Source organism: Streptomyces sp. NPDC000941 (genome assembly GCF_053599555.1).
On record NZ_JBSFMM010000025.1, the window covers coordinates 15,109 to 39,137 of the forward strand.

At 68.1% G+C, this 24,029-nt stretch carries 16 protein-coding genes, 2 pseudogenes and 2 CRISPR repeat arrays; of the genes and pseudogenes, 5 read left to right on the forward strand and 13 right to left on the reverse strand.

Features of this window, described 5'->3' with window-relative positions:
- Nucleotides 1-18 precede the first annotated feature (18 nt).
- Both ACWDSL_RS11165 and ACWDSL_RS11170 read right to left on the reverse strand, forming a co-directional pair.
- Complete coding sequence (locus ACWDSL_RS11165; protein WP_450483983.1) at nucleotides 19-687, reverse strand: nitrilase-related carbon-nitrogen hydrolase; 669 nt, start codon at nucleotides 685-687, stop codon at nucleotides 19-21.
- Between the two features lie 52 nt (nucleotides 688-739).
- Nucleotides 740-1,090 (reverse strand): DoxX family protein, encoded by a 351-nt coding sequence (locus ACWDSL_RS11170; protein ID WP_450483985.1) that lies wholly within the window; start codon nucleotides 1,088-1,090, stop codon nucleotides 740-742.
- Between the two features lie 99 nt (nucleotides 1,091-1,189).
- Here ACWDSL_RS11170 and ACWDSL_RS11175 point away from each other — a divergent pair, with 99 nt between their 5' ends.
- The 3 genes from ACWDSL_RS11175 to ACWDSL_RS11185 all read left to right on the forward strand — a co-directional run bounded on the left by ACWDSL_RS11175 (nucleotide 1,190) and on the right by ACWDSL_RS11185 (nucleotide 2,696).
- Nucleotides 1,190-2,101 carry a LysR family transcriptional regulator gene (locus ACWDSL_RS11175; RefSeq protein ID WP_450483987.1) on the forward strand — a complete coding sequence of 304 codons (912 nt, stop codon included), beginning with the start codon at nucleotides 1,190-1,192 and terminating at the stop codon, nucleotides 2,099-2,101.
- A gap of 69 nt (nucleotides 2,102-2,170) precedes the next feature.
- The gene (locus ACWDSL_RS11180) at nucleotides 2,171-2,440 is read left to right on the forward strand and encodes a type II toxin-antitoxin system Phd/YefM family antitoxin (RefSeq protein WP_450483989.1); all 270 of its coding nucleotides are present in this window, start codon (nucleotides 2,171-2,173) and stop codon (nucleotides 2,438-2,440) included.
- Nucleotides 2,433-2,696 (forward strand): type II toxin-antitoxin system RelE family toxin, encoded by a 264-nt coding sequence (locus tag ACWDSL_RS11185; protein ID WP_450483991.1) that lies wholly within the window; start codon nucleotides 2,433-2,435, stop codon nucleotides 2,694-2,696. Before ACWDSL_RS11180 ends, ACWDSL_RS11185 begins: the two co-directional genes overlap by 8 nt.
- A gap of 344 nt (nucleotides 2,697-3,040) precedes the next feature.
- Here the strand turns inward: ACWDSL_RS11185 and ACWDSL_RS11190 are convergent, their stop codons facing one another.
- From ACWDSL_RS11190 to ACWDSL_RS11225, 8 genes and pseudogenes are all read right to left on the reverse strand, one after another.
- Nucleotides 3,041-4,459 carry an ATP-binding protein gene (locus ACWDSL_RS11190; protein ID WP_450483993.1) on the reverse strand — a complete coding sequence of 473 codons (1,419 nt, stop codon included), beginning with the start codon at nucleotides 4,457-4,459 and terminating at the stop codon, nucleotides 3,041-3,043.
- Between the two features lie 153 nt (nucleotides 4,460-4,612).
- Nucleotides 4,613-5,438 (reverse strand): annotated as a pseudogene (locus ACWDSL_RS11195) (SDR family oxidoreductase).
- Nucleotides 5,439-5,778: 340 nt separating this feature from the next.
- Nucleotides 5,779-5,913 carry a hypothetical protein gene (locus tag ACWDSL_RS11200; protein ID WP_450484065.1) on the reverse strand — a complete coding sequence of 45 codons (135 nt, stop codon included), beginning with the start codon at nucleotides 5,911-5,913 and terminating at the stop codon, nucleotides 5,779-5,781.
- 955 nt (nucleotides 5,914-6,868) lie between these two features.
- Nucleotides 6,869-7,446: direct repeats of the CRISPR family, unit length 29 nt; unit sequence GGGACCATCCCCGCGGGTGCGGGGAGCAG.
- A 274-nt stretch (nucleotides 7,447-7,720) separates the two neighbouring features.
- Complete coding sequence (gene cas6e / locus ACWDSL_RS11205; protein ID WP_450483994.1) at nucleotides 7,721-8,485, reverse strand: type I-E CRISPR-associated protein Cas6/Cse3/CasE; 765 nt, start codon at nucleotides 8,483-8,485, stop codon at nucleotides 7,721-7,723.
- The gene (gene cas5e, locus ACWDSL_RS11210; RefSeq protein ID WP_450483996.1) at nucleotides 8,482-9,324 is read right to left on the reverse strand and encodes a type I-E CRISPR-associated protein Cas5/CasD; all 843 of its coding nucleotides are present in this window, start codon (nucleotides 9,322-9,324) and stop codon (nucleotides 8,482-8,484) included. The genes cas6e and cas5e overlap by 4 nt, the downstream gene beginning before the upstream one ends.
- Nucleotides 9,321-10,697, reverse strand: a complete 1,377-nt coding sequence (locus ACWDSL_RS11215) for a type I-E CRISPR-associated protein Cas7/Cse4/CasC (RefSeq protein ID WP_450483998.1) — start codon at nucleotides 10,695-10,697, stop codon at nucleotides 9,321-9,323. Before ACWDSL_RS11215 ends, cas5e begins: the two co-directional genes overlap by 4 nt.
- Nucleotides 10,694-11,311, reverse strand: a complete 618-nt coding sequence (gene casB, locus ACWDSL_RS11220; RefSeq protein ID WP_450484000.1) for a type I-E CRISPR-associated protein Cse2/CasB — start codon at nucleotides 11,309-11,311, stop codon at nucleotides 10,694-10,696. The genes ACWDSL_RS11215 and casB overlap by 4 nt, the downstream gene beginning before the upstream one ends.
- Complete coding sequence (locus ACWDSL_RS11225; protein WP_450484002.1) at nucleotides 11,298-12,818, reverse strand: type I-E CRISPR-associated protein Cse1/CasA; 1,521 nt, start codon at nucleotides 12,816-12,818, stop codon at nucleotides 11,298-11,300. The genes casB and ACWDSL_RS11225 overlap by 14 nt, the downstream gene beginning before the upstream one ends.
- Nucleotides 12,819-12,928: 110 nt before the next feature.
- Between ACWDSL_RS11225 and cas3 the strand changes: the two genes are divergently transcribed.
- On the forward strand, nucleotides 12,929-15,943 hold the full coding sequence (cas3, locus tag ACWDSL_RS11230; protein ID WP_450484004.1) for a CRISPR-associated helicase Cas3': 3,015 nt from the start codon (nucleotides 12,929-12,931) through the stop codon (nucleotides 15,941-15,943).
- A 174-nt stretch (nucleotides 15,944-16,117) separates the two neighbouring features.
- Nucleotides 16,118-16,814: a CRISPR direct-repeat array (repeat unit 29 nt; unit sequence GGGACCATCCCCGCGGGTGCGGGGAGCAG).
- Between the two features lie 705 nt (nucleotides 16,815-17,519).
- Here cas3 and ACWDSL_RS11235 read toward each other — a convergent pair.
- Nucleotides 17,520-18,737 carry a tyrosine-type recombinase/integrase gene (locus ACWDSL_RS11235; RefSeq protein WP_450484006.1) on the reverse strand — a complete coding sequence of 406 codons (1,218 nt, stop codon included), beginning with the start codon at nucleotides 18,735-18,737 and terminating at the stop codon, nucleotides 17,520-17,522.
- A 36-nt stretch (nucleotides 18,738-18,773) separates the two neighbouring features.
- The gene (locus ACWDSL_RS11240) at nucleotides 18,774-18,956 is read right to left on the reverse strand and encodes a helix-turn-helix domain-containing protein (protein ID WP_450484008.1); all 183 of its coding nucleotides are present in this window, start codon (nucleotides 18,954-18,956) and stop codon (nucleotides 18,774-18,776) included.
- Between the two features lie 1,447 nt (nucleotides 18,957-20,403).
- On the opposite strand from ACWDSL_RS11240, the pseudogene ACWDSL_RS11245 reads away from it, so the two are divergent.
- Nucleotides 20,404-20,719 (forward strand): annotated as a pseudogene (locus ACWDSL_RS11245) (TrmO family methyltransferase domain-containing protein); the annotation flags it as partial.
- A gap of 476 nt (nucleotides 20,720-21,195) precedes the next feature.
- Here the strand turns inward: ACWDSL_RS11245 and alaS are convergent.
- Nucleotides 21,196-23,856, reverse strand: a complete 2,661-nt coding sequence (gene alaS / locus ACWDSL_RS11250; RefSeq protein WP_450484010.1) for an alanine--tRNA ligase — start codon at nucleotides 23,854-23,856, stop codon at nucleotides 21,196-21,198.
- Between the last annotated feature and the right edge of the window lie 173 nt (nucleotides 23,857-24,029).

Sequence of the window (24,029 nt, forward strand, 5' to 3'; positions counted from 1 at the left end):
TAATGCGATCGCCCAGGGCTACGGCCGCCCTGAGCGCCCCGCGCCGGGTGCCGGGATGGCGAGGACGCGGTCCCGCAGGACCGGAAGCTCCGTACGGATCGCCGCGACCGCTTCCATCTCGACCTCAGCGGTCAGGATCTCCTCGCCGGTCCCGGCCTCGGCGAGCACCGTGCCCCATGGATCGACCACCAGACTGCCGCCCGCCTGCTCCATCCCGCCGTGGGTCCCCGCGGCGCAGCACGCCAGGACGACGGCCTGCTCCTCGACCGCACGGGCGCGCACCAGGATCCGCCACTGTTCGCGGCGCCGGGCCGGCCAGGCGGCGGGCACGGCCAGGATCTCCGTCCCGGCATCGACCAGGGCCCGGAACAGCTCGGGAAACCGCAGGTCGAGCGCGGTGTTGTAGAGCGCGCCGTCGCCGTCGCGCTCGACCACCGTGCCCGCGTGCAACCACACGGCCGCGGATCTGGCCGCGGCCGACATGGCGCGCAGGGTCGGCCCGTCGGTGCTGATGGGCTCGGCGCCGGTCTGCCAGTCGTCGTAGGCCCAGGCGCCGGTCGTCCAGAGCTCGGGCAGCACCACGATGTCGTCGCCCGCCCGGCCGCGGACCAATGCGGCGGCACGTGCCCGGCGGTCGTCGGCGGATTCGGCGTCCGAGACCGAGAGCTGGACCAGAGAAACGCGCATCAGTGACATTCTCCCCGCCGGCCGTACGGCCTGCTACCGCACCACAGCGCGGCTACCGCACCAGAGCAAGGACGAGAGCCGCGACAGCCAGCCCCAGATACCCCACGGGAAACGCGATGTTGTGGAAGACGCGCTTGCGCATATGCGCCCCGACGGCACCGACGAAGAACAGCACCAGCCCCACCGCGGCAGCGACCCCGATGAACCGGACGCCCGCAAGCCCCAGCAGCAGCCCGGCGGCCCCAGCGGCCTTGAGCCCGGCGAGCCAGGGGATCCAGCCCCGCGGAACACCCACTTCCGCCGAGTTCGCGAGCACGAACTCCGCCTTCGCCAGATCCACCACCGCGACCCCGGCATTCGCCACGATCGCGACGACGGTGACGGCCACGTACACGCTGAACACTCGCGCCCCTTCCTCTCTGTCCCCGCCAATCTGTCCCCGCCAACCAGCCTCGTCAGGGCTCGGAGCGCCGTCCAATACCTGCCTCCATAACCTGACGGCATGGACATCGACACGCGGTTGCTGCGCTACTTCGTCGCCGTCGCGGAGGAAGGGAACCTCACCCACGCGGCCCAGCGGCTGTTCGTCTCCCAGCCCGCGCTGACCAAGCAGATCAAGCAGTTGGAGACCCAGCTCGGCACGGCGCTGTTCACCCGCTCCCGCTCCGGTATGACCCTCACCGAACCGGGCCGCGCCCTGGCCGAGCGGGCACCCGCCCTGCTGGCCGGCTGGGACCGGATCCTGCGCGAGACGAAGGCCGCCGCGAGCCGGGCCGCCCGTGTGCTGCGCATCGGCTTCGTGGCCAGCGGGGCCAACGAGGCGACCCAGCCCATCGTCGCCGAGTTCTCCCGCCGCCGACCGGGCTGGCGCGCCCAGATGCGCCAGGCCTCCTGGGCCAACCCCTCGGCGGGCCTGGCCGACGGAGAGGCCGACGTCGCCCTCGTACGCCTCCCCTTCCCCGGCCAGCACACCCTGCGTGTGACGCCCCTGTTCACCGAACCCCGCTGCGTCGCCCTCGCCACGGCGCACCCGCTGGCCGCCCGCGACGTGATCCCCTTCCGCGCCCTCTGGGACGAGCCCTTCGTCGCGGCCCCGGCCGAATCGGGCCCCTGGCGCGACTACTGGCTGGCCGCCGACGAACGCGAAGACCACCCGGTCCGCGTCGGCGCCGTCACCGACCAGCCCGACGACTGGCTCAACGCCATCGCCAACGGCTACGGCATCGCCCTCGCCCCCGAATCCGCCGCCCGCTTCTACGCCCGCCCCGGCATCGTCTACCGCCCCGTCACCGGAGTCAGCCCGAGCCGGGTCGCCGTCGCCTGGACCCCGCCCGATGACGACAACCCGGTCGTCCAGGACTTTGTCAACTGCTGCCTGGAGGTCGGATCCAGCGACCACACGGCTGCGCCGTGACCACCCTGCTCCCCCGCCGCCACATGGTGGACCATGTGTACACCTGTGACGCTTGGTACGCTTAGGCGCATGACGCAGCCACTGCCCATAGAGTCCATCCGCGACGTCCGCGCACACCTGGCCGAGGTTGTGGAGCGGGCCGACCGAGATGACGTGCCCACGGTGATCACCCGCCGGGGCAAGCAGGTCGCCGCCGTCGTTTCCATCGAGGTGCTGCGCCGGTACCAGGAGTGGGAAGAGCGCGAGATCAACCGCATCATCGATGAGCGCATGGCAAATTCGGCAGCCGGCGTCCCCATCGAGGACGTCATGAGGGAGACGCTGGCGCGCAGTGAGTGAGTACCGCACCGTCTTCCGACCCGAGGCCCAGGCCGAGCTGCGGAAGGTCCCCCGGGACATCGCCCTTCGCATCCTGGCCAAGCTGACCGAGCTGGAGAGCGACCCGTTCGGCTTCAACACCACGGCCCTCGTGTCCCAGCCCGACAGACGCCGTCTCCGAGTGGGTGACTACCGCGTGATCTACACGATCGACAACGGCGAGCTGGTGGTGTGGGTGGTCCACGTCGGGCACCGCTCCACCGTCTACGGCAGCTGAGAGCACATCCGACACCAACTCGGAAAATCCAGCAACGATCCGCCGCGAGATCGCCAAAGGGGTCGGGCACTTCCCAGCCCGACCCCTTTTGACCTGCACGTTTGCCAGATCTAGACGTTGAAGCGGAACATTGACAACTCCGCAGTGACCTGCGGAAACGTCCCCCGGTGGCGCCCGATCCAGCACGTATCCGGCTGTCGGCGATCGCCACCGTCGCGCAGCTCACGCAACAGCGGCGATGTCCCCGGCGAAACGGCTGCGACGACGGACCGTTCCCAGCAACTGAGCGTACGACCGACTGGCAGCCTCGCGTGGGACCATCCCCGCGCCTCGCAACCCGCCACTCACAACGGCCAGGCGGTGAGCAAATCGCCGGGGCCGTATGCGGCATCGAGGCCCAGAGAGTCCACGCCGCTTCGCGAGACCGCCATCACCGGAACGGGTTCGTCGGTGAGAGCGGCCCGGTGTCGATGAAGAGCTGCCAGGTCGTGCCGGTCGAAGGGCGACTGCTCCAGCCACTTGATGGAGCCGACGAAGAGCAGCTCCTTGGCAATTGGGGCGCGATCCGCCCCGACGATATCGATCTCGACGTCCTTGGTGCGGGTCCAGTAGCCGCCCACTGCGGGGGCCGCGGGCAGCCGGTCATCGGGCAGTATCCGTGCCAGGGCCTCACGGACAAGGGGCTCGACGGCCCGGCCGCGCCAGCTGGTCCAGTTCTCCCGGATGCGCGCCAGGGTCAGATCGCCCCGCCCCCGCTCGATCTCCTCCATGGACGGGCCGAGCAGATGCAGCCAAAACCGCAGGTGGGGATCTGTCACCCGGTAGCGGCGATCCTTCGACGGACGCAGCGATACGGGCAGCTCCGCGGCGACGATCCGCTTGTCCGTCAGCAGCTCCAGCGCTCGCTGCAGTGGCGTGGCCCCGATTCCGCCGGCCGCACGGGCGATGTTGGTGAAGGTCCGCTCGCCGCTGCCGATGGCCGCCAGCACCGTACGCGCCTGGGCCTGCGGCGGAAATTCGGCAGCCAGCGAGCGCTCGGCCGACACCAGCAGGGCGGAGACCGGATCACTCAGCGCCTCGCCGAGGAAATCCCACAGCCCCGCGCCACGCGGCCACTCCGCGCAGATCAACGGTAGCCCGCCGGTGACCAGCGCAGCGTCGAAAGCTTCCGCCGGATCCAGCCCAAGCATCTGTCCCACCTCGGCGGGGTTGAGTGGTCCCAGCACCATCTCCCGGCCGCGCTGATGGAAGGGTCGCCCGTAGCTGTTCAGCGCCTCCATCATCGACAGATCGGAGCCGATGAGGACCAGCAGCACCGGCTTGGTTTCCAGCACCCGGTCCCAGGCCCGCTGCAGCATCCCCTCAAAGGCGCCACCGGTATCCATCAGGTACGGCACTTCATCGATGACCAGCACGCTCGCCCGGTCAGCGGGCAGCGCCGCAGCCAGCACGTCGAACGCGGCATCCCAACTCTCCGGCCGCGCGGCGGCCACCAGCCCCGCCAACGGCAGCGTCGATGCCTGGGCGTCCCGAGCCAGCCGCGCCAGATCATCCCTGGGGGACGCACCAGTGGCCGCGTAGAACAGGAACGGGGCTCCGGAGTGCTCCGCAAACCGCTCGACCAGTCGCGACTTGCCCACTCGGCGCCGCCCGCGCAACATCACGCACCGACCGGGCCGCTCCCCGCCAACCCCTGCCGCGACCTTCCGCAGCTCTCGCTCCAACGTCGCCAGTTCCTGCCGACGGCCTACAAAGTCCGCCATGCCTACCGACCTCCATCCATGATACTAACATCAACGTTAGCAACATTGATGTTAGTGTGACGCCTCCCTCCGGCCGTGCGGCACCGGGCCGGTCGTGCCACGCAGGGGCCAAGGCCAGCATCACGGTGCCCGCCAGGGGAGCCCGCACTTCTCCTACGCCTCGCCAAGGAACTCCCGGGCACCACGGAGCCTGGTGGTCAGGCGAAGCTCAGTAGCGCGGCTGTCGAGGCGCACGTCGAGTGGCCCGGGCCAGGCGCGTGTCCGCTCGGCGCCCAGACGGCAGACGGGATGCGTCCAGGCCGTCGCGCCGGGCGATGCGCGCACCGAGGTCGTAACGGCTGAGAGCGTCGGGGCCGGCAAGGTGGAAGAGGCCGACCCCGTCCGATCGCGTGAGTTCCCACAAGGCGGCGGCCAGGTCCTCGACGTGCACGGGGCAGCGCACGTCGTCGGTGAAGAGAACACCTTCCCCCGTTCCGGCGATCAGCGCGTGCGCCAGGCGTTCGTGTTCGGACTGGCCGTTCCCGATGATCAGCGAGGTGCGGGCGACGGCCGCGTCCGGACACAGGAGCCGCACGGCTGTCTCGGCGGCGGCCTTCGCGGCCCCGTACGGCGTGATCGGGTCTGGGGCGCAGGTCTCGTCGTAGTGGACCCGGCTGCCGGAGAAGACGGCGTCGCTGGAGACGTGCACCAGACGGATCCCGAGCTTCGCGATGGCCATGGCGATGTGGATGGAACCGTCCGCGGTGACCTTCCAGTCCGCCCCGCCGCTGGTCACGTTGATCACCGCGTGCGGCGCCACCACGGTCAGCACCGCCTCCACGCGTACGGGATCGCGGATGTCCAGCTGGTGCCAGGCGGCGGCTGCGGGGTCGCCAGGGCGGGAGTGGAACGTCGCAGCCGTGTCCCAGCCCTTGGCGCGCGCCTCGCGCAGCAGCTCCGTCCCCAAGAACCCGCTGCCACCGATGATCAGCACCGTCATGCCGCAACACGCTAAGGCACGCTGCCTCGGCCTGGAGGGTGAATCGAGAGCCCGGCGCAAAGACGGGCGGTTCGGCCCTACGCAAGACGGCACGAGCATCGTGCGGGAGATGGCGGCGGACGGTGCGCGCTGTGTAACCGCTACCTGCTACCTCTACCGCCAAGATCGATGGTCATTTAGACGGACTCCTTATGGGCAAATAGCCGATAAGGTGGCGGCATTCGGACGAATGATGGCCCATCGATCACTCAAGCAACCGACAGCTGAAGATCCTGAGCGGCCAAGCAGCTCGGCGAGTAGCCGCCAGGCAACGGGCACGTCACCGCCACCGCAGCCGCCCTCAGCCCGGGCCGCCCCGCACAACAGCCGGCACGCGAAGAGTGAGCGGCGCCTCCATCATCGACAGATCCGAGCCGATGAGGACCAGCAGCACCGGCTTGGTTTCCAGCACCCTGTCCCAGGCCCGTTGCAGCATCCCGGTGTGGCCGATGCGGCAAGGTCTGCTGTCCGGTGTAGAGCACGTGGCCGACGACGAACCCCAGCAGGTTGGCGATCGGGGAAGTGGGGTGCGTCCCCGCGTCGTCCGGTGCAGGGCACCTTCCGGCGGTAACTGGGGGAGGCACCCCCTGCCGCGGCGTAGCGGGCGACTCCGACAAGGCAGCGAGCTGCCGTGCCGGGCGGCATGGGGGGCCTCACTTCCCAGAGGCCGCTCAGCCACGCCGACCGAACCAGCAAAAATCCAGCAACCGGAAACCCCGCCCGGATTCAACAAGTCGGGCGGCAACGCCCTGACTTGCACAAACGCTGCGTCGCATCTCGCGAACCCCGACCTTGAACATTCCGCCGCAACGCACGAATCCAAGCAGCAAACCGCCCCCTGAACTGCGCAAATGTCGATCAGGGGGCGAGCTCGGGGAGGAACTAGACGTTGAAGCGGAACATCGACGACTCCGCAGTGACCTGCAGAAACGTCCCCTGGTAACGCCCGATCCAGCACGCATCCAGCAGTCGGCGATCGCCACCGTCGCGCAGCTCACGCAACAGCGGCGATGTCCCCGGCGAAACGGCTGCGACGACGGACCGTTCCCAGCAACTGAGCGTACGACCGACTGGCAGCCTCCCGTGGGACCATCCCCGCGCGTGCAGGGAGCAGCAGGTCGCGATCATGCCCGCGCTGATGACGTCGGGACCATCCCCGCGGGGGCGGGGAGCAGGTGGGTTCATGGTGTCGCGGTTCGGGCGGTGCGGGACCATCCCCGCGGGGGCGGGGAGCAGGCCAGGCTCCGCTCGGCCTGCTGAACCTGCTCGGGACCATCCCCGCGGGTGCGGGGAGCAGCAGCTCACCGCCGGGCCGATCACCGAGATCGTGGGACCATCCCCGCCGGGTGCGGGGAGCAGTCCCGACCATCCGCACCTGGTGCCGACGAGGCGGGACCATCCCCGCGGGTGCGGGGAGCAGACCGGCGCGTAGTTCGGCGCGGGTGCGGGCGAGGGACCATCCCCGCGGGTGCGGGGAGCAGCCCTCGGTGCCGTTGTAGAGCCACCACCCGTTGGGACCATCCCCGCGGGTGCGGGGAGCAACGGAGGCTGGAGGCCGAAGGGCGGCCGCCGGCGGGACCATCCCCGCGGATGCGGGGAGCAGGCCGTCATCGGCGGCACCGGCGCCCTCGGCTGGGGACCATCCCCGCGGGTACGGGGAGCAGAGGCTTTCCCCATCCGGCCGGGTCTGTTTGACGGGACCATCCCCGCGGGTGCGGGGAGCAGTAGGAGCCCCAGGCTCCAGAGGAGCCTTGGTAGGGACCATCCCCGCGGGTGCGGGAAGCAGTTTGTCGGGCCGCGTCGCCGCCCGCTCGAATCGGGACCATCCCCGCGGGTGCGGGGAGCAGGCGGCTGGTGGATTGGCTGGCACTCCCTCGGCGGGACCATCCCCGCGGGTGCGGGGAGCAGGCTTCTCACGTTGAGCGGCTAACTCTCACAACGGGACCATCCCCGCGGGTGCGGGGAGCAGTGCCGACGGCCCATTCCAGGTCGGTGAACCCAAGAACCATCCCCGCGCGCACGGGGACGACGCCTGGACCGCCGGAGCGTTGTCCGCCATGCCGAAACTGCCCCGCATGCTGGCGGGGAACGTCTCGTTGAACGTGTCCAATGGGGTCTCGGCCTTGGAAGCATCCCTGCGGTCGCGGGGATCAGGTAACTGGCGCCGCCCTGGTGACTCGTACGACGGGACTATCCCCACTCAAGCGGGGAACACATCGATCCGCTGCTGGACCACTCGTACATCACGCTCTGCCTCCATCACCGCCCTGCCGCCCGACCAGAACCAGGCCGGAGCTGTACGCACGGGCGCGGCCGATGCCGTTGGCCAGGGCATGGGTGAAAGCGTCGGGGTCGGTGACGGTCAGGGCGCCGCGGATTTCAGCGCGGCCTAGTTTCTGGCCACGGTGGCGCTCGCCGAAGGTGAGCTTGGGGAGGATGCGGACAGCCATGGTGGAGGTGTCGCCGGTGGCACCGATCCGGCGGATACCGGCGCGGCCAACGGGTTCGGCGCCCTCAGGCTGGAGGCGGTCGGCGAGCCATTCGCGGGCGTGCTTGGGGGTGGTGTCGGCGAGCCTTTGGCGGGTGAGCTGGCGGCCCTGTGGAGTCTCCTTCCAAACCTGGCGTTCGCGGGCCGGGTTGACCACGGTGCGGAAGGTGAAGGTCTCGCCTTGCTGGATGTGCATGTCGATGGGCAGGACCGCGATGTCTTCGAGGAGAGCCTTGGAGGGGATGGAGGACCAGTCGGGCTGGACCCGGGACTGGACGACGATGAGCAGCTTGTTGCTGCGCAAGTCGAGACTCCACAGGTTGAGAATGCCCATCTGGGCCCTGGGCTCGGGACCGTCCGGCTCCACCCATCCGTAGAAGCCGGACATGACTGTGCGGTGCATGATGTGCGGGTCAAGAACAGACCGTTGGGCCAGCGGGTGCCGGGCGTCGAGTTGGAGGATGCTGTGGCAGGCGATGAACTGGGCCGCCCGGACCGGTCGTGACGAGGTCGTGGTCATAGAAGCTGGTCCCATCCGATGGACTGCCCGGGGGAGATACGGGTGCGCTGCTCCCAGCGCGGGGCGTAGGTGGTGTGGTCGAGGTCGAAAGAAACGGGTTGGTCGTTGACGCGGACGGCTCCGGGGGTGCCCGGTGGGACTTCCAGCCAGCACCAGGGGCGGTCGGTGGTTTTGTTGGGCAGGAGCGCGGTGGCGGCCAGTACCTCCTCAACGGTTCCGGGGTGGACACCGCCTGAAATCTCGCCAGCAGGTGGACACGATTTGCGTCCGAGCCAGAGCAGGCTTTGGGGCTGCTCCAACGCCGCGGAGAGTTTCTCCAGGTAGTCACGATCGGAGTGCTCGACAGCAGCGACGAACGCCGCGTCGGCGAGGTAGCTCCGGGAGGTGGTCATGGGATCCCGGCTGAGGTTCTTGGCTATCAGGACCCCGCTGTCGGGGTCGGGAGCGATGTTCTTGGGCGCCCCGTACCAGCCCGGCAGGTGATGCTCGGCGGTGCTGCCGAAGAAGTCCCCCGTACCCGCTTCGAGCCCCCGAGCAGCCCGGTTGGAGCGACGATGGTCGGTGATCAGGTCTCGAGGACGTACGGGGTAGCGTCCTCCGCCGACGAGGTGGAAGTCCTGTACGGACTTCCCCGGTTTGTCTGCGCGGACGGCAAAACGCAGCTCGAGCAGGCGGCGGTCGAGGTCTTCGGAGCGGTCGTGTCCCAAGGCAGCAGCGAGGAGGCCGACGAAACCGGACTTGGTGGGATGGACGAGGGTGTCCCGGCGGTCGAACCGGGACGCGACGCCCCACGACTGAAGAGGCCCGGCCAGACGCGCGATCAGAGTGAATGCGGTCATGCCCGGGTCAGTTCCTCGACAGTGTCGACCGGCTCAGGGACCAAGTCCCCGGCGCTGAGGAGTTCGCCGAAGAGATCTTCCACGTCCACGTCGTAGGTGAGGGCACAGCCAGGGGCGATGTCAGCGCGCTTGCGTGTCACCAGGCGGTGCTGCGCCAGCACGCGCCGGACCGCGACGAGGCTGGCCGGGCCTTCGGACTGCTCGTCGACAGGGCGCTCGAAGACCGCGGCGTAATTGAATGGACGCTTGCCGTCGAAGGCCAGGACGAACTTGGGCAGGGTGCCGGTGGAGGCGGTGGTGTTCTTCTTCGCTGCCGGGACGGCATTGACGAACGCCTCGATGAACTCCCGCTCGGCGGCTCGGGCGGCCTCTTCCACTCGCTCCGGAGCCATTCCGCCGAGCTGGAGATTGAAGCGGAGCCGGTTCCGGTCGAGGGCAGCATGACGGTAAAAGGTTCCAGAGATCAAGGACTGGTAGCCGGTCATTCCGGCTCCGCCGTCATCGGCTGCGTCGAGGTAGTCCAGAGCGCTCGCCTTACGGCGCAGTTTGGCGTCGTCCGCCGCGCTGTAGAAATCGTCCACCTGCTCGGCGGCGTGCACGGTGAAGGCCGCGCCGGTCTGTACTGCCCCGTCGACGTCAGGGGAGTCGGCGATCCCTGCGAGGAACCGACCATACAGGGCGATGTCGATAGCATCGGCCGGGGCGAGGGCAGCCAGGACCCCCGCCCTGAGCTCCTTGGGCAGCGGCGGTAGCTTGTCCTTGGCTTCCTTGCCCTCGCCAGGTTCATCCGCTTCAGTGTCGGGCACCTCGCTCGGTGTTTCGTCGCCGCTGGCCTTCCTGTCTCTGCCACGCTTATTGGCCTTGCGCGCCTCAGCCGCCGCTTTTGCCTTCGCGAACTCCGCTACCCAGGTGGAGGCAGCCTCTCGGTTCTCATCGAGGACTTTCGCAATCTTGTCTCCGGCGTCTTCGGGAGCGAAGAGCAGCACCTTGGTCAGGTCTCGCGTCCGCTCCTTGTCGCCGAACTTGAGCCCGATGCCTTCCAAGACCGCCTTGGCGGCGGCAACCGCCTCCTCCCTGTCCTCCCACCCGCGCTTTACCAGGGCGTCGGCGGTGAGCAGCGCCCACTCGCGGGTGCGAATGCCCATGGTGTATGGGGTCAGCGGGCCCTCGCCGGCATTGGCCCGGTCCCGGCTGTACGTTCGTTCGGCACGCCGTCGGGACTGAGAAGTGACCATGTGGCGTTCCTCGCCGCCGAAGGGAATGCTCTTGGGCTGGCCGTTTTCATCACGTACGGGCAGCACTGCGATCAGCGTCTCGATGGCGTGCAGGGAGAGGAATTGGTGGCCGACTGGAGCTTCCTGGGCGGCGGTCATACGAGGTTTCCGTTCTTCTTGTCGAACGTCGGGGTGTAGAAGGAGCGGGCCCACGTTTCGGGCACATCGCGATCGCGGGATTTCCAGTCGGTGAGGTCGTCGGCGAGCTGAGCCCAGGACGGTGGGGCGGTGTCTCCGGCGCGCATGCGCTCCACCGCGTGCTGAAGATGCCGCCATGGAATGTCGCGTGCGGCCGCCAGGCGATCGAGTAGTCGCTTGGCACCGGGATCCTTGGGGCCACGCCCCGCAATGCTGCCGACCTTACGCAGGGCGTGGCCCATGTCTCCGTAGGCTGCATGGGGGTGCGTTGCTCCAGCGTGGTACCGCGCGAAGAGAAACGCGACGCCCTCATAGATCGCCCGCTGGTGCTCCTGAGGAGCGAAGTTGGCGGCCAGCAGCCGTGCTTGGTTCGGCGCCGATCGACGGGAGCGGGAGCGTCGCGGGACGGTCAGACGACGCAGGTCGGCCAGCGTTCCGTACTCGTGGCTGTGGACGAGGCCGCGCAACCATGCGTTGAGCCTTTCGGCCGGAGGCCGCTCGTCAGCCGACGCCCCGGCGATGATCTGGGTAAGTTCGGCAGGGTATTCATCAAGCCCTTCGTCAGCGTGGGACACGTGCGGCCTCCTGGAGGAAATGGGGCGCCCTGCTTCCGGTCAGCGATCCCCGCAATCGGTCCTGAGCCTGAAGGCGGGCCTGCAGGCCGGATCCATGGGAGGGGAGTGAGTCGAGACGGTTGTTCAATGATGTACGAGCGAGAGCCGCGATCTCGGCCGCGAAGCCGACGAGGGCTTCGGCAGGCTCGAGCCCCTCGGCAACAGCGTCGAGCAGCACATGAAAGTGGTCACCGGCACCCGCCCACATATCGGCCGTGCCGTTGAATCGCACGGTCTGTTGCTTGATGTCGGAAGGCTTGGGGTTCGGATAAATGATGACGCGTGCTGTGTCCGCAGCCTTCCACAGAGCCCGGGCAATGTATTCGCAGATGGCCGACCCACCCTCCGAGACCTCCCGGAACTCCATCTCCTGACCCGGTACGTACGGGAACTCATCCGCCACCCACGCGACAGGAGTGGACCTACGCGCGATCAGACCAACGGCCCACAACTGGACGCGCGTTCCGGGAAGCAGGGCGAGCCGGTTGTACAGGTCCTTGTCCTTGGTCCGTTCCGCCACGGTTGCGTACAGCGCATGCGCCTCACGCCACATAGCGCGATCGGCACTTGGCCTGAGCTGTACCCAGTTGACCTTGCCCTTGGAGCCGCGCTTGACCATGACGGCGTCCTGGCAGAACTCCCCAGGCAAGTCCGGCAGCACTTCGCCACTGCCCATCAGCACACGGTCGACGCCGAGACTGCCGTCGCTCATCCGAGTCGGGTGCAGAAGCATGGACCGACAGAGGTACGAATGGGCATCGGCAGGCCCGTCGGGGAGGCGTGTGACCTTCCGACCTCGGAAGGTACGACGGGAACGGCCACCGGTCCACGAGTAGTTGAGCCCGTCATTGGGCCGCCTGGTACCCGGAGCCAGGTTGAGCCGGAGCGTCTCGCCCAGGGTCCGGCCGAGTGCCAGGACACGGACCCGTCCACCGAGCCTCGCCACTGACTGAGGATGCAACAAGGGCCCCAGCCAGTCCTTTCCGACCTTCGCGTTGCCCCCGAGCCCGTACGACATCTGGGTGAGCAGACCCCGGAAGGCGATGTCCGCAGGCACGGGGTGCGCATGATGTAGATGCCGGTGATCGAAGAACTGGTTGTAGTCGCCGGCCTGCTCGATCACGATCTGCGCCGGGCCGACGCCCTGCTCGGCCATGAAAGGGGCGAGAGCGATGTTCTGCCCCAGTGGGTGCACTGGATCGAAGAGGTTCCAGCGCTCATCGGCGTCGTTCCGAAGCCATGCCGCGGCGGGTGCCAGCGACGCCCCCCGCAGGACCCACTCACGCCACTCCGAATCCGTGCGGGGTACGTGGTCGGAGGCGTAGAGCAGCGCCAGCAAGTACTCGATCACCGCCACGGTCTCGCCCGGAGTGGCGCCCGCGATAGCGGTGAACGCGTCGGAGTCTTCCAGAGCCTGAACCAGGCTGATCTTGGTGACCTGCGGCCTGGCGGCCGCTGTCAGTGCCATGAGGCAGGCTTCGCTACGCGGGTCATAACGGGCAGGCATGAGACAGAACTTGATCCCTGTGTGACGGTCCGAGGCGGGGATGCGACGCTACTACAAAAGAGGGCTTTGATGTGATTGATCATCAAAAAACAGGATCTGGCGCATACCGATGGCTGCTGCCCTGGGGCAAGACCGACCGCGAAGGGATCAGCCGAGGCAGGGGCGAAGAGCCATGGAACCCCCTGTTCGCCCATCTGCTGGACACAGCCGCGTGCGCCGGGGAGCTATGGGACCGCTATCTCTCGGTCTCCGTACGGGCCCGGCTCACGGAGGCATTCGGCGATGAGGACGCCGTTCTCGCCCGCCGTGTGGTGATGTTCTTCGCCGCGCTCCACGACCTCGGCAAGGCCTCAAGCTGCTTCTTGCGCCGGTTCGGGAAGCGCGCCCGCTACGCCAAGGACGCCGAAGCGCTGAGACGGGCAGGGTTGCAATGGGAGACCGCGGCCCGCGCAGCCCGAGTGCCCCTGGCTGCTCGGCTGGACGCCGAACCATTCGCTCGCCATGAGCACATGACTGCCGCATGTCTTCCGCGACTGCTCGGTTGTACCTGCTACGCATGCCTCGGGAACGGGCCACGTCACGACGGGCTCCACACTGTTGCGACCCTCCTCGGCGGTCACCACGGGCACATCCCGAACGCCGACACGATCGGGAACGCGCTCAAAGCAGCCCGGCCCAGAGTGTGGGAGCCGGACCATAGGGCAATCCTCGACAACCTCGCCCGCCTGCTGGACCTCGACCTCACCCGGCTACCCCACGTCGTCCGGCCAGAGCGTCCGAGCGCTCTCCCACTCTTTGCGGGATTGGTGGTCCTCGCGGACTGGGCTGCCTCCGATGTAAGCCGCTTCACCTATCGCAGCCTCGACAAACCTGTCGAGCAGTGGTGGGACGACTCCAAGCGCCAGGCGGCCCAAGCCGTCACCGACCTCCATCTGGAGTCGTGGCGTCCCGAACCCATGACATGGTCGTCGATGTTCACGGACACCCCCAACCCGCTCCCGTTCCAAGCTGCTGCGATGGCCGCCCTCCCGGCCGCCGGCTCCGCCCTTGTACTGATCGAGACCGACACAGGCTCCGGCAAGACACGCCTCGCCCTGTCCTGCGCCCACCACCTGGCCCGGTCCTGCGGACACCACGGCCTCTACATGGCCATGCCCACCCGGGCGGCCACCGACCAGACGGCCCACGAGATCCGTACCTTCCTCGGCGCATCCCTGGGCAACTCCACGACCGCTAACCTCGCCGTGGTGCACCACACCGCAAGCGTCACCCCCCTCGTCCACCAGCTCATCGACGGTGCCCGCGGCGTGCTGGGAGACATGGACAGCCTCAGCAGCCTGGACTCCATCAGCGATCCGATGTTGGAGTGTGACGACCTCGCGCAGGAGCGTCGCATCGTCCTCGACCCTTGGTATCTGCTGCGCTGCCGCGGTCTCGTCTCCCCCTTCGGTATCGGCACCGTCGACCAGATCACCCTCGCCTCCCAGCCCTCGCGCCACTGGTTCCTGCGCTTGTTCGGACTGGCCAACAAGACCGTGATCATCGATGAGGCACACGCCTACGAGCTCTTCCAACGATGCCTGCTCAGCGCCACGATCTCCTGGCTCGCCGACGCCGGCGCATCAGTCGTCGTGCTGTCCGCCACCCTGCCCGCCGACGCCCGACAGGCCCTGATCACCGCATGGTGCTCCGGGCACCGCACTACGCCGGACACACTCGGCGCAGCCGGCCCCATCACCGTCGTGGACCAACACGGCACCGTACGCCGCCCGGTGCCCACCGATCAGCCCGAGCCCACGAACACCACGGTCGACCTCCTGCCAGACCCCGGGCCCGACGAACTCGCCGAAAACCTGCTCACCGAAGCGGCCGCCGGAGGAATCATCACTGTCGTCCGCAACCGCGTCTCTTCAGCGAGAGACGTGTACACGGCCCTACTGAAACAGGCAACGGCGTACGGCTGGCGAAGCAGCGACATCCTCCTCGTCCACGGCCAGTTGCTACCCCGGGACCGCCTCCCCATCGAAGAACGCATCACAACCCTGCTCGGCCCCCACGACGATCGCCACAACCGCAATCCACAACGTCCCCAGCGCCTGATCGTCATCGGTACCCAGATCATCGAGCAGTCCCTCGACATCGACGCGGACCGTCTCTACACCGACCTCGCCCCCATTGACCTGCTTCTCCAGCGTCGTGGCCGCCTCCACCGTCACGCGGTGAACGACGCCGACCGCCCGGCCGGCTTCCAGGAAGCCCGCATGACAGTGCTGTGGAACCGCGGTGCCGACGACCTCCCCTTGGTAGAGCCCCCAGCCCCACAGATCGATGAGCCGGGCAACCCGGACGCCTACGTCTACGCTCCTTACACGCTCGCCGCCACCTGGCGAGCCCTCCATGAGCGCGCCGAGGCGGACTGCAGGTTCAGGATCTCCACCCCCTCGGATACCAGGAAACTGATCGACTCCGTCTACGCCCCACCGACCGACACCACTTCCAGCCTGCTGGGAAATCTGCTCACCCGAACCTGGTCCGACTGGCAGGCCGAACTCGCTGACCAGGACAGCAACGCCCACTCGCGCGCCTTCCTCCCTTACAGCGGCGGAAACCCAATCGAGGTCACGAGTCTCGTCTCCGGTGAGGCAAATGGCGATGGCGACGTCAGACCAGACGAACCTGGATCAGGGTCTCGTGGACTCGCCGCCCTGTCCCGCCTTGGCGACCCGACCATCGACGTCATCCTGCTCTACCAACAAAATGACGGCGAGTTGACGTACGACGCCGCAGGAGACTTCCCGGCCGATCTGCGCGATCACCGAGCACAGGAGACCGAGGAGACCCGTGCCGCCCACCGTGCTCAGCAGCGCGCCCTGCTGGGAAACACACTCGCCATCCCCCACTCCTGGTTCCATGGCGACAACCCGCTACCGCCGCTAGCCACGTGGCAGCCACTTCCTCACTCTGCGGTACACCACCGTGCGACCCTCGTCCTGTCCCCGACGGGCTCCTGTATCCGCGGCCCAGAGGGGAGCATCACGTACCGCCCAAGCACTGGCCTTGCCCGTTCGCTCTCTGCTGGAGGTTGAGGATTGAAGAGCAACCCTGGAGAGCCTAGCCCCGAGCAAGGGCGACCGAGAACGCCATTTGGGTGTCGTTGAGATTCCCAACGCCGCATGTACGGGGACCACACGGACTCGGCAATGACCTTATCGTTCCACGCGGGAGCAGACCTACGGCCGCCGCAGCGACTTCCAGGCGGCGGGACCATCCCCGCGGGTGCGGGGAGCAGCTCACCGACCTCCCCGAGGACGTCGACCGCTGGGGACCATCCCCGCGGGTGCGGGGAGCAGAGCGGCAGGCGCGTGAACGACGAGTGGGGCGAGGGACCATCCCCGCGGGTGCAGGGAGCAGTTGGCACCGAGTGTGCCAGCTGCGGACCGAGCGGGACCATCCCCGCGGGTGCGGGGAGCAGGCGGGCATCGTCGCGGTGACGGAGATCGTGTAGGGACCATCCCCGCGGGTGCGGGGAGCAGCGCTGGGGGCTTCCTCATCGAGTGCTATTGCTGGGACCATCCCCGCGGGTGCGGGGAGCAGGTTCCTCCCGGTCACCGTTGCCGGTACCGGGCGGGACCATCCCCGCGGGTGCGGGGAGCAGCAGCAGGCCCTCCGTCGGAGGGTCCCGTTTTTGGGACCATCCCCGCGGGTGCGGGGAGCAGACCAACCACGGCCAGGCCGCCGCCGCGGCGGGACCATCCCCGCGGGTGCGGGGAGCAGCAGTCGACGCGCGTCCGTGCCGTAACGGTCTTGGGACCATCCCCGCGGGTGCGGGGAGCAGTTGACCCGGACGAGCCAGCCGTTCTCGTAGACGGGACCATCCCCGCGGGTGCGGGGAGCAGTCGCTGCCGGGGAACGGTCCGAAGGCGTAGTAGGGACCATCCCCGCGGGTGCGGGGAGCAGACTGCGTGGCCTGCGAGTTTGGCACAGGGAGAGGTCGGATTCCCACACTTTCATTGATTCCGACAATCACGCTAAATTGCACATATCTTCCGAAGTGGCGGAGCGCGGGTGCCTGACTCGTGGTCGACCCTGGGGAAGGTGAAGTCCTGCTCGTTGTTAGCGGTGTGGGCGAGCAGGGAGCAACGCTGGCCCGCATGTAGGCACACCCATCCAACGGCGTCACGGATACGGCCCCGGAAGGGTTTCCGATGGAGATGCCCGGAGCCAGCAACTGAGGAAGCACCGTCGATAGTCGGGACGTCAGGCTCCGCCACCATTCCGGCTACGATCTCACGCGCAATCAGAACATGGCCGTCCGCGCGTGAGGCTGGCGCAGAGCATGTGATGCTGCCGCTCCTGGACGACGCCCGGGACCAGTTCACCACCACCGTCCGGCTCCGGGGCACACGCCCCGCCGGCCTCGCTCGCGCAGGACTACGGGCTGCGGCGCGAAGCCCGCGCGGCTCCGCAAACCTACCGGTTCCGCTGTCTCCATGATGGAGTTCTGCGCGATGTGGAGCGCTCACTGTGGCGGGGCCATCATCCTCAGCCCCTCTGAGCGCCGCCGCCTGCACGTGTTGCGCGAAGCCTCCAACATGCTCCAGGGGCCATCCCCGCGGGCGCGGGGATGGCCCCACGGGAGGCAACACAGGGAAGTTACTCCCCTCACGTGCGGGGACGGCCCTCGGATCTGCTATGCGTGGGCGCCCCGGGGCGCAGGGCGGTCTGCATGACTGTCCGGCAGCGGTCCCAGGAGGCGGGTACGAGATGCCCGTAGACATCGACCGTGATCTTGATCGATCTGTGGCCGAGCCAGCGGGAGACCTCGTGGATCGGGATGCCATGGGCGAGGGCGGTCGAGGCGAAGAAGTGGCGCAGGCAGTGCGGGGTGTACTTCGGGCTTCCGTCTGGCTTGACGACGCCCGCGTCCGTGAGTGCCTTCCGGAAGTGGTAGGCGTACGTCGTAGCCGTAGGCATAGTGCCCTTACCCCGGTCACGCGGCGCAAACAGGACCTCCTGGCCCGACGCGGTCATCGTGCCCCAGTCGCGCAGGTGCGCGTCAATCTCCTGGGCCAGGAAGTCGGGCAGGGGGACGTCCCGGTACTCCCCCTCGGCCCGGTGCTTGAGCGGGATGAAGCGGGTCTTGCAGTCCTCGCGGTGCGCTTTGGAACTGACTTGTCGGCGCACGCGTAGGAAGTCGGACCGGCGGCAGTCGGCGGTGAAGGCCAAGGTCTCGCTGATGCGCAGGCCCGCACCGGCTTGCAAGTACACGGTCAGCCGGTACTGGGGTGAGATCTGTTTCGCGATGAGATCGACCTCGTGCAGGGTGGGGATCTCGTCCTCGTCGACCGCGTGAGTTGCGGTGCGGGGCAGTTTGACTCCCTCGGTGGGATCGTCCGCCCGTCTCTTCTCCTTGATGGCTGTCTGGAAAAGGCTGGTGACCATCTTCATGCGGTCGCACACCGTGCTCGCGGCGAGCTTCTGGCGCAGTGCTGCGATGAAGGATTCGATGTCCTTTTGCTGCACGCCCGCGATCGTCTTGTCGCCAAGGCGAGGGATCAGATGGATCCGCAGGAAGCTCTCGTAGTTGCGGTACGTGGAATCGCTGATGATCTGGCGTTGCAGCCACTCGGTGGAGTAGGTGCGCAGAGTGATCTCTCCGCGCTTGGGGTCGAGGTAGAAGCCCTCGTACTTGTCGTGCCGCAGTTTCGCGGCGAAGGCCTCCGCTTGGGACTTCTTTTCGAAGCTCTGCAGGCGTTCTCGCGCTCCGGCGCCGCCCGGCTCGCGGTAGCGGATCGTCCATGCGTGTCCGCACCGGAGCTTCTCGCACAGGTAGTGGACGCTCCGTTTGTCGCTCTTGCATCTCTGGTAGACGGTGGCCATCGGGCCTCACTCCTTGCTCACTGCGGGCCATGGACCTCACCCGTAGTGGTCGTCCAGGTAGTTCGCGATGTCGCGCTCGCGGAACCGCAGGAGACGCCCGACCTTCTGGGGTTTGATGCCCCATGCGCGGTACTTGTTCCTGACGGTGGTTTCACTGACCCTGAGCCACGCGGCGACCTCTTCCACGGTCATCAGCCGGTTGCTTCCGCCTCGCGTCATGCGCGCACCGCAGTCAGCGGGTGCATGGGCTCTCCCCTCATGTTCGGACCTTCAGACAGCGGCGGATGCCGCTGTGCGACAACCATGGACGCTCCGTCTCGGGCGCGTCGTCAAGCCGCGATTTCGCACGTTGCCGCTGGGCTGCGGAGGCTGGCTTCAAGAACTCCACGAAACCGGGTGCAGCTCTCATGTACCTGGTTCGCTTCAGCGTTGTGTGTGGGGTGTTGGGAATTTTGCTGATGGCGTCTGGGAGGAGGGATTCGGTCGTCGCCTGGTGCTGACACTCATACATAGAGATTCCGGAAGTGGGTCTTTGCCATCACCACGAGCGTGTGCGACCCCGGCCAGGTTCGGGGCATGTCCCTGACCGGCTCAAGTACCCGTCGGCTAGCCCGCACATCACGGCAGGTCAGAAGGCGCCCGAGCCAGTAGCGAGCCAGCTACGACCCGCCATGACTCGGAGCAGGAACCGGCCACAATCTTCATCAAGGTTGTCTGCTTCGACTTCCGGTACGGCGGCAACGGCACGATCGCATCGAGGCGCCGGGGGCATCCCCGGGTGCGCCCCGCCCCGCCGCGCGGCCACCCCGGGCCGCCCGTCCGCCCAATGACGCCCCGCACCCGGCGCACGGCCACTGCACCCGTCCCAGGCACACAGCGGCCGGCAGACGTCAGCGTGCACCCCTGGTCCGCACCCCGGACATCGTCACCGGCAGCGCAGCTACCCGACCTCGCCACTCACCACACACGCGTGCGCCCCAGCAAACCATCACAGCAGCCTCGCGCAAGCAGTAGCCGACGGCCCTGCGCATGAGTCCGCACAGGGAGGATCATCCGACCGATGACTGGTAAGCAAACCTGCATCAGCTCAGGTGCGGACTACGGCCCGGGGGCCGCCGTGATCACCTATATCGGGATGCGCTGCTCTACCGATATACAGTCGCCCTCACTGGCTCGCGGCTCGCGTGCCCTGTGACCTGCGGTGATCCGGCATAAAGGGTGTCGCATCCAAGGACGGCCGGGGAAACGGCCCCCGGTTCGAACCCCGAAACGACAGGGGGAATGCCAGCGAGCCACTTGCGCTGAGGCCGCCACTATGTTTGCTCCCGAAGGGGAGGCTCCGGCCGTCTTCTACCTCCTCGGCGAGGTGCGGGGGTTGTCTCCGTCATGCCAACTCAAAGGCCCCAGACGGGACGTACTGCGTCCTACGGGCGCGCGACGCTCTCGCGGCCCCCGCTACTCCCTGGCCAGCCCGTGGGAGAAGGCGCTGCTGGGCGTGGTGCACGCCCGTGCCCTCGCTGCAGACCGACAGAAGTCCGCGGCCATGGCGGCCCTCCGGCGCGCCGAGGGCGACCTCCGCAACGCTGACGGCACAGAAGAGCCAGGCCGGGTCTTCTCTTTCGCGGAAGCCTCTCTCGCCCACGAGACGGCCTGCACCCTGCGCGACCACCACCAAGTGACCTGGTTCTTCAGCGAGGGCTCACCCTACGATGTGGCTCTGCGCGCCCGCAGTCCGCGTGACGACCCCGGATGGCCACGGACGGGCACTTTCGTGCAATACAACCACCGACGGCCGGCCCGCTTGGCGGTCTCCTTCCCCGGCTGCTGCGAGTCGACGGACTCGACCTCCATGTGACCGGCCTGGACGCCGATGACGGTACACCGGTGATCGACGTAGTTGCGGCCTGACCCAGCCCTCGTGGCCGGGCGAGATGCTCGCCAACTACTGGACCGACGCGAGCGGGCGCCCGCACAACGGGTAGCGGCAGAGCACGGCCGGAGGCGAGGAAGCGGCACTCCGGCCGGTTCGCCTGTCGACGGACGGCGCGGCGAGCCCAGCCGCTGCTCGGCCTCGCCCTCGGCCTGCGCCGGGTTTGTGACGGGCGGCTCGGCCAGGCCTTGCTGCATCGTCACGGCGAAGGAAGTCACGGTCGCCCTCCGAGAACGGCCTCCCGGACGGCGCGCGACCAGATGGATTGATGCCGAGTCGTGAACCCCATGCGTTCCAGTGGAAGAGCACGTGGCGCGCGAGGATGCCGCGCCGACCGAGGTTGGGTCGCTCATCGTCTGCGGCGTCCGCGAGGGCTCGACCGCTCCGCTCCAGGGCTTCGATCCAGTTCTTCACGGGCGTGAGAGGCCGTCGGCGAGCAGGGGTGAGGCGTCCCGGAAGGTCCCCGCGGGAATGCGGGGACCCTCTCATGCGCGTCCGTTTGGCGCTCTAGGACCAGCAGAGTGCCGGTCAGCGGTCGCTGAGCAGGCGGGTGGCCTCGTGGGCAGCAAGGTCCAGGGCCTCGTTGAGGGCCTCTGGGCGGCGCCCTCCGGCACTGGCGAGCGGCCCGCGACCTCCGGAACCTCCGCCGACCGTCCGGGCCGCCTCCGTGAGGATCCGGCTGGCCTGGATGCCTGCCTGGTGGAGGTCGGAGGAGACCGCGGCGGCGAGGAGAGCCTTGCCCTTGTATTCGGCGCCCAGGACCACGACGGCGGGGCCGCGACCGAGCCGCGTGAGGGTGTCAGCGGCGAGGCCGCGCAGCTCGTCCGGGGCGACGCCGGTGATGAGTCGGACGACCAGCTGCCCGTGCCCGGCTGGCTGGGGCTGGTCGGCGAGCTGTCCGGCCTGGTGCCGCAGTTCCTCAGCTCGCAGCCGGGACAGCTTCTCCTGCGCGACCGCCAGCGCTTCCAGGCGCTTGCGCAGGGCTCCGGGGGCCTCGGTGGCGGGGGTTCCGAGAAGGCCAGCGAGTTCGCCCAGCAGCCGCCGTTCGGTATCGAGGTGGCGGAGGCTGCTGTGGCCGGTGAGCGCTTCGACGCGGCGGAGGTTGGAGCCGATCGAGGACTCGGACAGCAGACGGAAGGCGCCGACCTGGGAGCCGTGGGCGACGTGGGTGCCGCCGCAGAGCTCGCGGGAGAAGTCGCCGATGTCGACGATGCGGACCCGCTCGCCGTACTTCTCTCCGAACAGCGCGATGGCGCCCGCGGCTTCGGCCTCGGCGCGGTCGGCGTGCCAGGCCCGCACTTGCGGGTCATCGAGGACGTGGCCGTTGACGGCCTGCTCGATCTGGTGGAGCTGGTCGGGGGTGAGGGCGGTGAAGTGCGCGAAGTCGAAGCGGAGCCGGTCGGGCTCGACCAGGGAACCCTGCTGCCGGGCATGATTGCCGAGGGTGGCCATGACGACGGCGTGCAGGATGTGGGTCGCCGAGTGCGACCGCATCAGACCCGCGCGTTGCGAAGCGTCCACGGAGGCCAGGCCGACGGAGGTGGATCGGACCTCGCCCTTAACAACGCGTCCCGTGTGGACGCGCAGTCCTTCCAGACCCCACTTCGTGTCGGTGATGTCCACCAGGGCGCCGTCATCCGTGCGGAAGGTTCCCGTATCCCCGATCTGCCCGCCGGCCTCCGCATAGAACGGTGAGCGGCTCAAGAACAGCTCGACGACGTCGCCTTCAGTAGCCGAACGCACTCGCTCGCCATCTTTGAGCAGAGCGAACACGGTGACCTCGGCCGTGAGCCAGTCGTAGCCCAGGAACGGCGCGTTGCCGCCGGTCTCGGCAAGCACCGAGCGGTAGGTGTCCATCTTCTTGAGGGCCTCGGCAGTCTTGGCCTTGCCTCCGGCTTTCGCGCGCTTCTTCTGCTCGTCCAGCAGTGCAGCGAACCTCTCCTCGTCGACGGTCAGTCCGGCGTCGCGGGCGGCCTCGACGGTCAGTTCCAGGGGGAAGCCGTAGGTGTCGGCGAGTTCGAAGGCGGTCTCGCCAGGCAGGGCGGCCGACCGTGTCTCGCGGGTGTGGGTGATCGCGGCGTCCAGGAGGCGGGTGCCTTGGGTGAGGGTGCGGGTGAAGGACTCTTCCTCGGCGGTGACGACCTGCTCGATCAGCGCGGACTGAGCCGTCAGCTCCGGCCAGACGCTGCCGAGGTTGCCAATCACACTGGCAGTCGCTGCGGGCAGGACGGGCCCTTCGATTCCGAGCAGACGGGCGTGCCGGATCGCGCGGCGCATCAGACGCCGCAGGACGTAGCCGCGGCCGTCCTTTGCGGGCAGGACACCGTCGGCGATCAGGAAGGCGATGGAGCGGGCGTGCTCCGTGACCACCTGGAAGGAGACCTTCCCCTCGCCCTCGCTGGGGCAGGGCCGCCCGGCGAGGCCCTGGACGGTGAGGAAGGTCGGCATCAGCAGGTCGGTAGTGCAGACGTTCTGGGCGTCCTGGAGGATCGCGGCGAGCCGGTCCAGGCCCAGGCCGGTGTCGATGCTCTTGTTCGCCAGTTTGCCGAGGATGGGGAAGTTGCCCTTCTTGTCGCCCTCGCCTCGCTGGAACTGCATGAAGACCAGGTTCCAGATCTCGACGTAGCGTTCGTCGTCGATGGCGGGGCCGCCTTCCTTGCCGAAGGCGGGACCGCGGTCGTAGTTGACCTCCGAGCACGGGCCGCAGGGCCCAGGGACGCCCATGGACCAGTAGTTGTCCTCCATCCCCAGCCGCTGGATGCGGCTCGCGGGGACGCCGATGCGGCGCCAGAGATGCTCGGCCTCGTCGTCGTCCTCGAAGACGGTGATCCAGAGCTTGTCCTTCTCCAGCCCGTATCCGTCGGTGAGCAGTTCCCAGGCGAAGGCGATGGCGTCTTCCTTGAAGTAGTCGCCGAAGGAGAAGTTGCCCATCATCTCGAAGAACGTCGCGTGCCGGTTGGTCCGGCCGACGTTGTCGATGTCCGAGGTCCGCGCGCACTTCTGAATGCTGGTCGCGCGGGAGAACGGCGGGGTGGTCTCGCCCAGGAAGTAGGGCTTGAACTGGTTCATTCCGGCGTTCGCCAGTAGAAGGGTGGGATCGTCCGGAATCAGCGGGCTGGACGGCACCACCTGGTGGCCGCGGGAGGTGAAGAAGTCGGTGAAAGTCTTGCGGATCTGCGTCGAGCGCATGGCGGCATGGCCTCACGAAAGAGTCGTGGAAGGTGGGGGAAGATCACACGCCGAGCCGGGCCGAGAACAGGGACTGAGAAGGTTCTCAGTTCTCCAGCTCGACGCAGATAGCTCGCGCGCCCACGGTGTAAACCATGACTCCAGATCCGTTGATCACATCGGTGGTGCGGCAG

Excerpts from the sequence above, each read along its gene's own strand:
- ACWDSL_RS11165 (WP_450483983.1), bottom strand. The coding sequence starts at position 687 with ATGCGCGTTTCTCTGGTCCAGCTCTCGGTCTCGGACGCCGAATCCGCC.
- ACWDSL_RS11175 (WP_450483987.1), top strand. The coding sequence starts at position 1,190 with ATGGACATCGACACGCGGTTGCTGCGCTACTTCGTCGCCGTCGCGGAG.
- ACWDSL_RS11180 (WP_450483989.1), top strand. The coding sequence starts at position 2,171 with ATGACGCAGCCACTGCCCATAGAGTCCATCCGCGACGTCCGCGCACAC.
- ACWDSL_RS11190 (WP_450483993.1), bottom strand. The coding sequence starts at position 4,459 with ATGGCGGACTTTGTAGGCCGTCGGCAGGAACTGGCGACGTTGGAGCGA.
- ACWDSL_RS11200 (WP_450484065.1), bottom strand. The coding sequence starts at position 5,913 with ATGCTGCAACGGGCCTGGGACAGGGTGCTGGAAACCAAGCCGGTGCTG.
- cas6e (WP_450483994.1), bottom strand. The coding sequence starts at position 8,485 with ATGACCACGACCTCGTCACGACCGGTCCGGGCGGCCCAGTTCATCGCC.
- cas5e (WP_450483996.1), bottom strand. The coding sequence starts at position 9,324 with ATGACCGCATTCACTCTGATCGCGCGTCTGGCCGGGCCTCTTCAGTCG.
- ACWDSL_RS11215 (WP_450483998.1), bottom strand. The coding sequence starts at position 10,697 with ATGACCGCCGCCCAGGAAGCTCCAGTCGGCCACCAATTCCTCTCCCTG.
- ACWDSL_RS11225 (WP_450484002.1), bottom strand. The coding sequence starts at position 12,818 with ATGGCACTGACAGCGGCCGCCAGGCCGCAGGTCACCAAGATCAGCCTG.
- ACWDSL_RS11235 (WP_450484006.1), bottom strand. The coding sequence starts at position 18,737 with ATGGCCACCGTCTACCAGAGATGCAAGAGCGACAAACGGAGCGTCCAC.
- ACWDSL_RS11240 (WP_450484008.1), bottom strand. The coding sequence starts at position 18,956 with ATGACGCGAGGCGGAAGCAACCGGCTGATGACCGTGGAAGAGGTCGCC.
- alaS (WP_450484010.1), bottom strand. The coding sequence starts at position 23,856 with ATGCGCTCGACGCAGATCCGCAAGACTTTCACCGACTTCTTCACCTCC.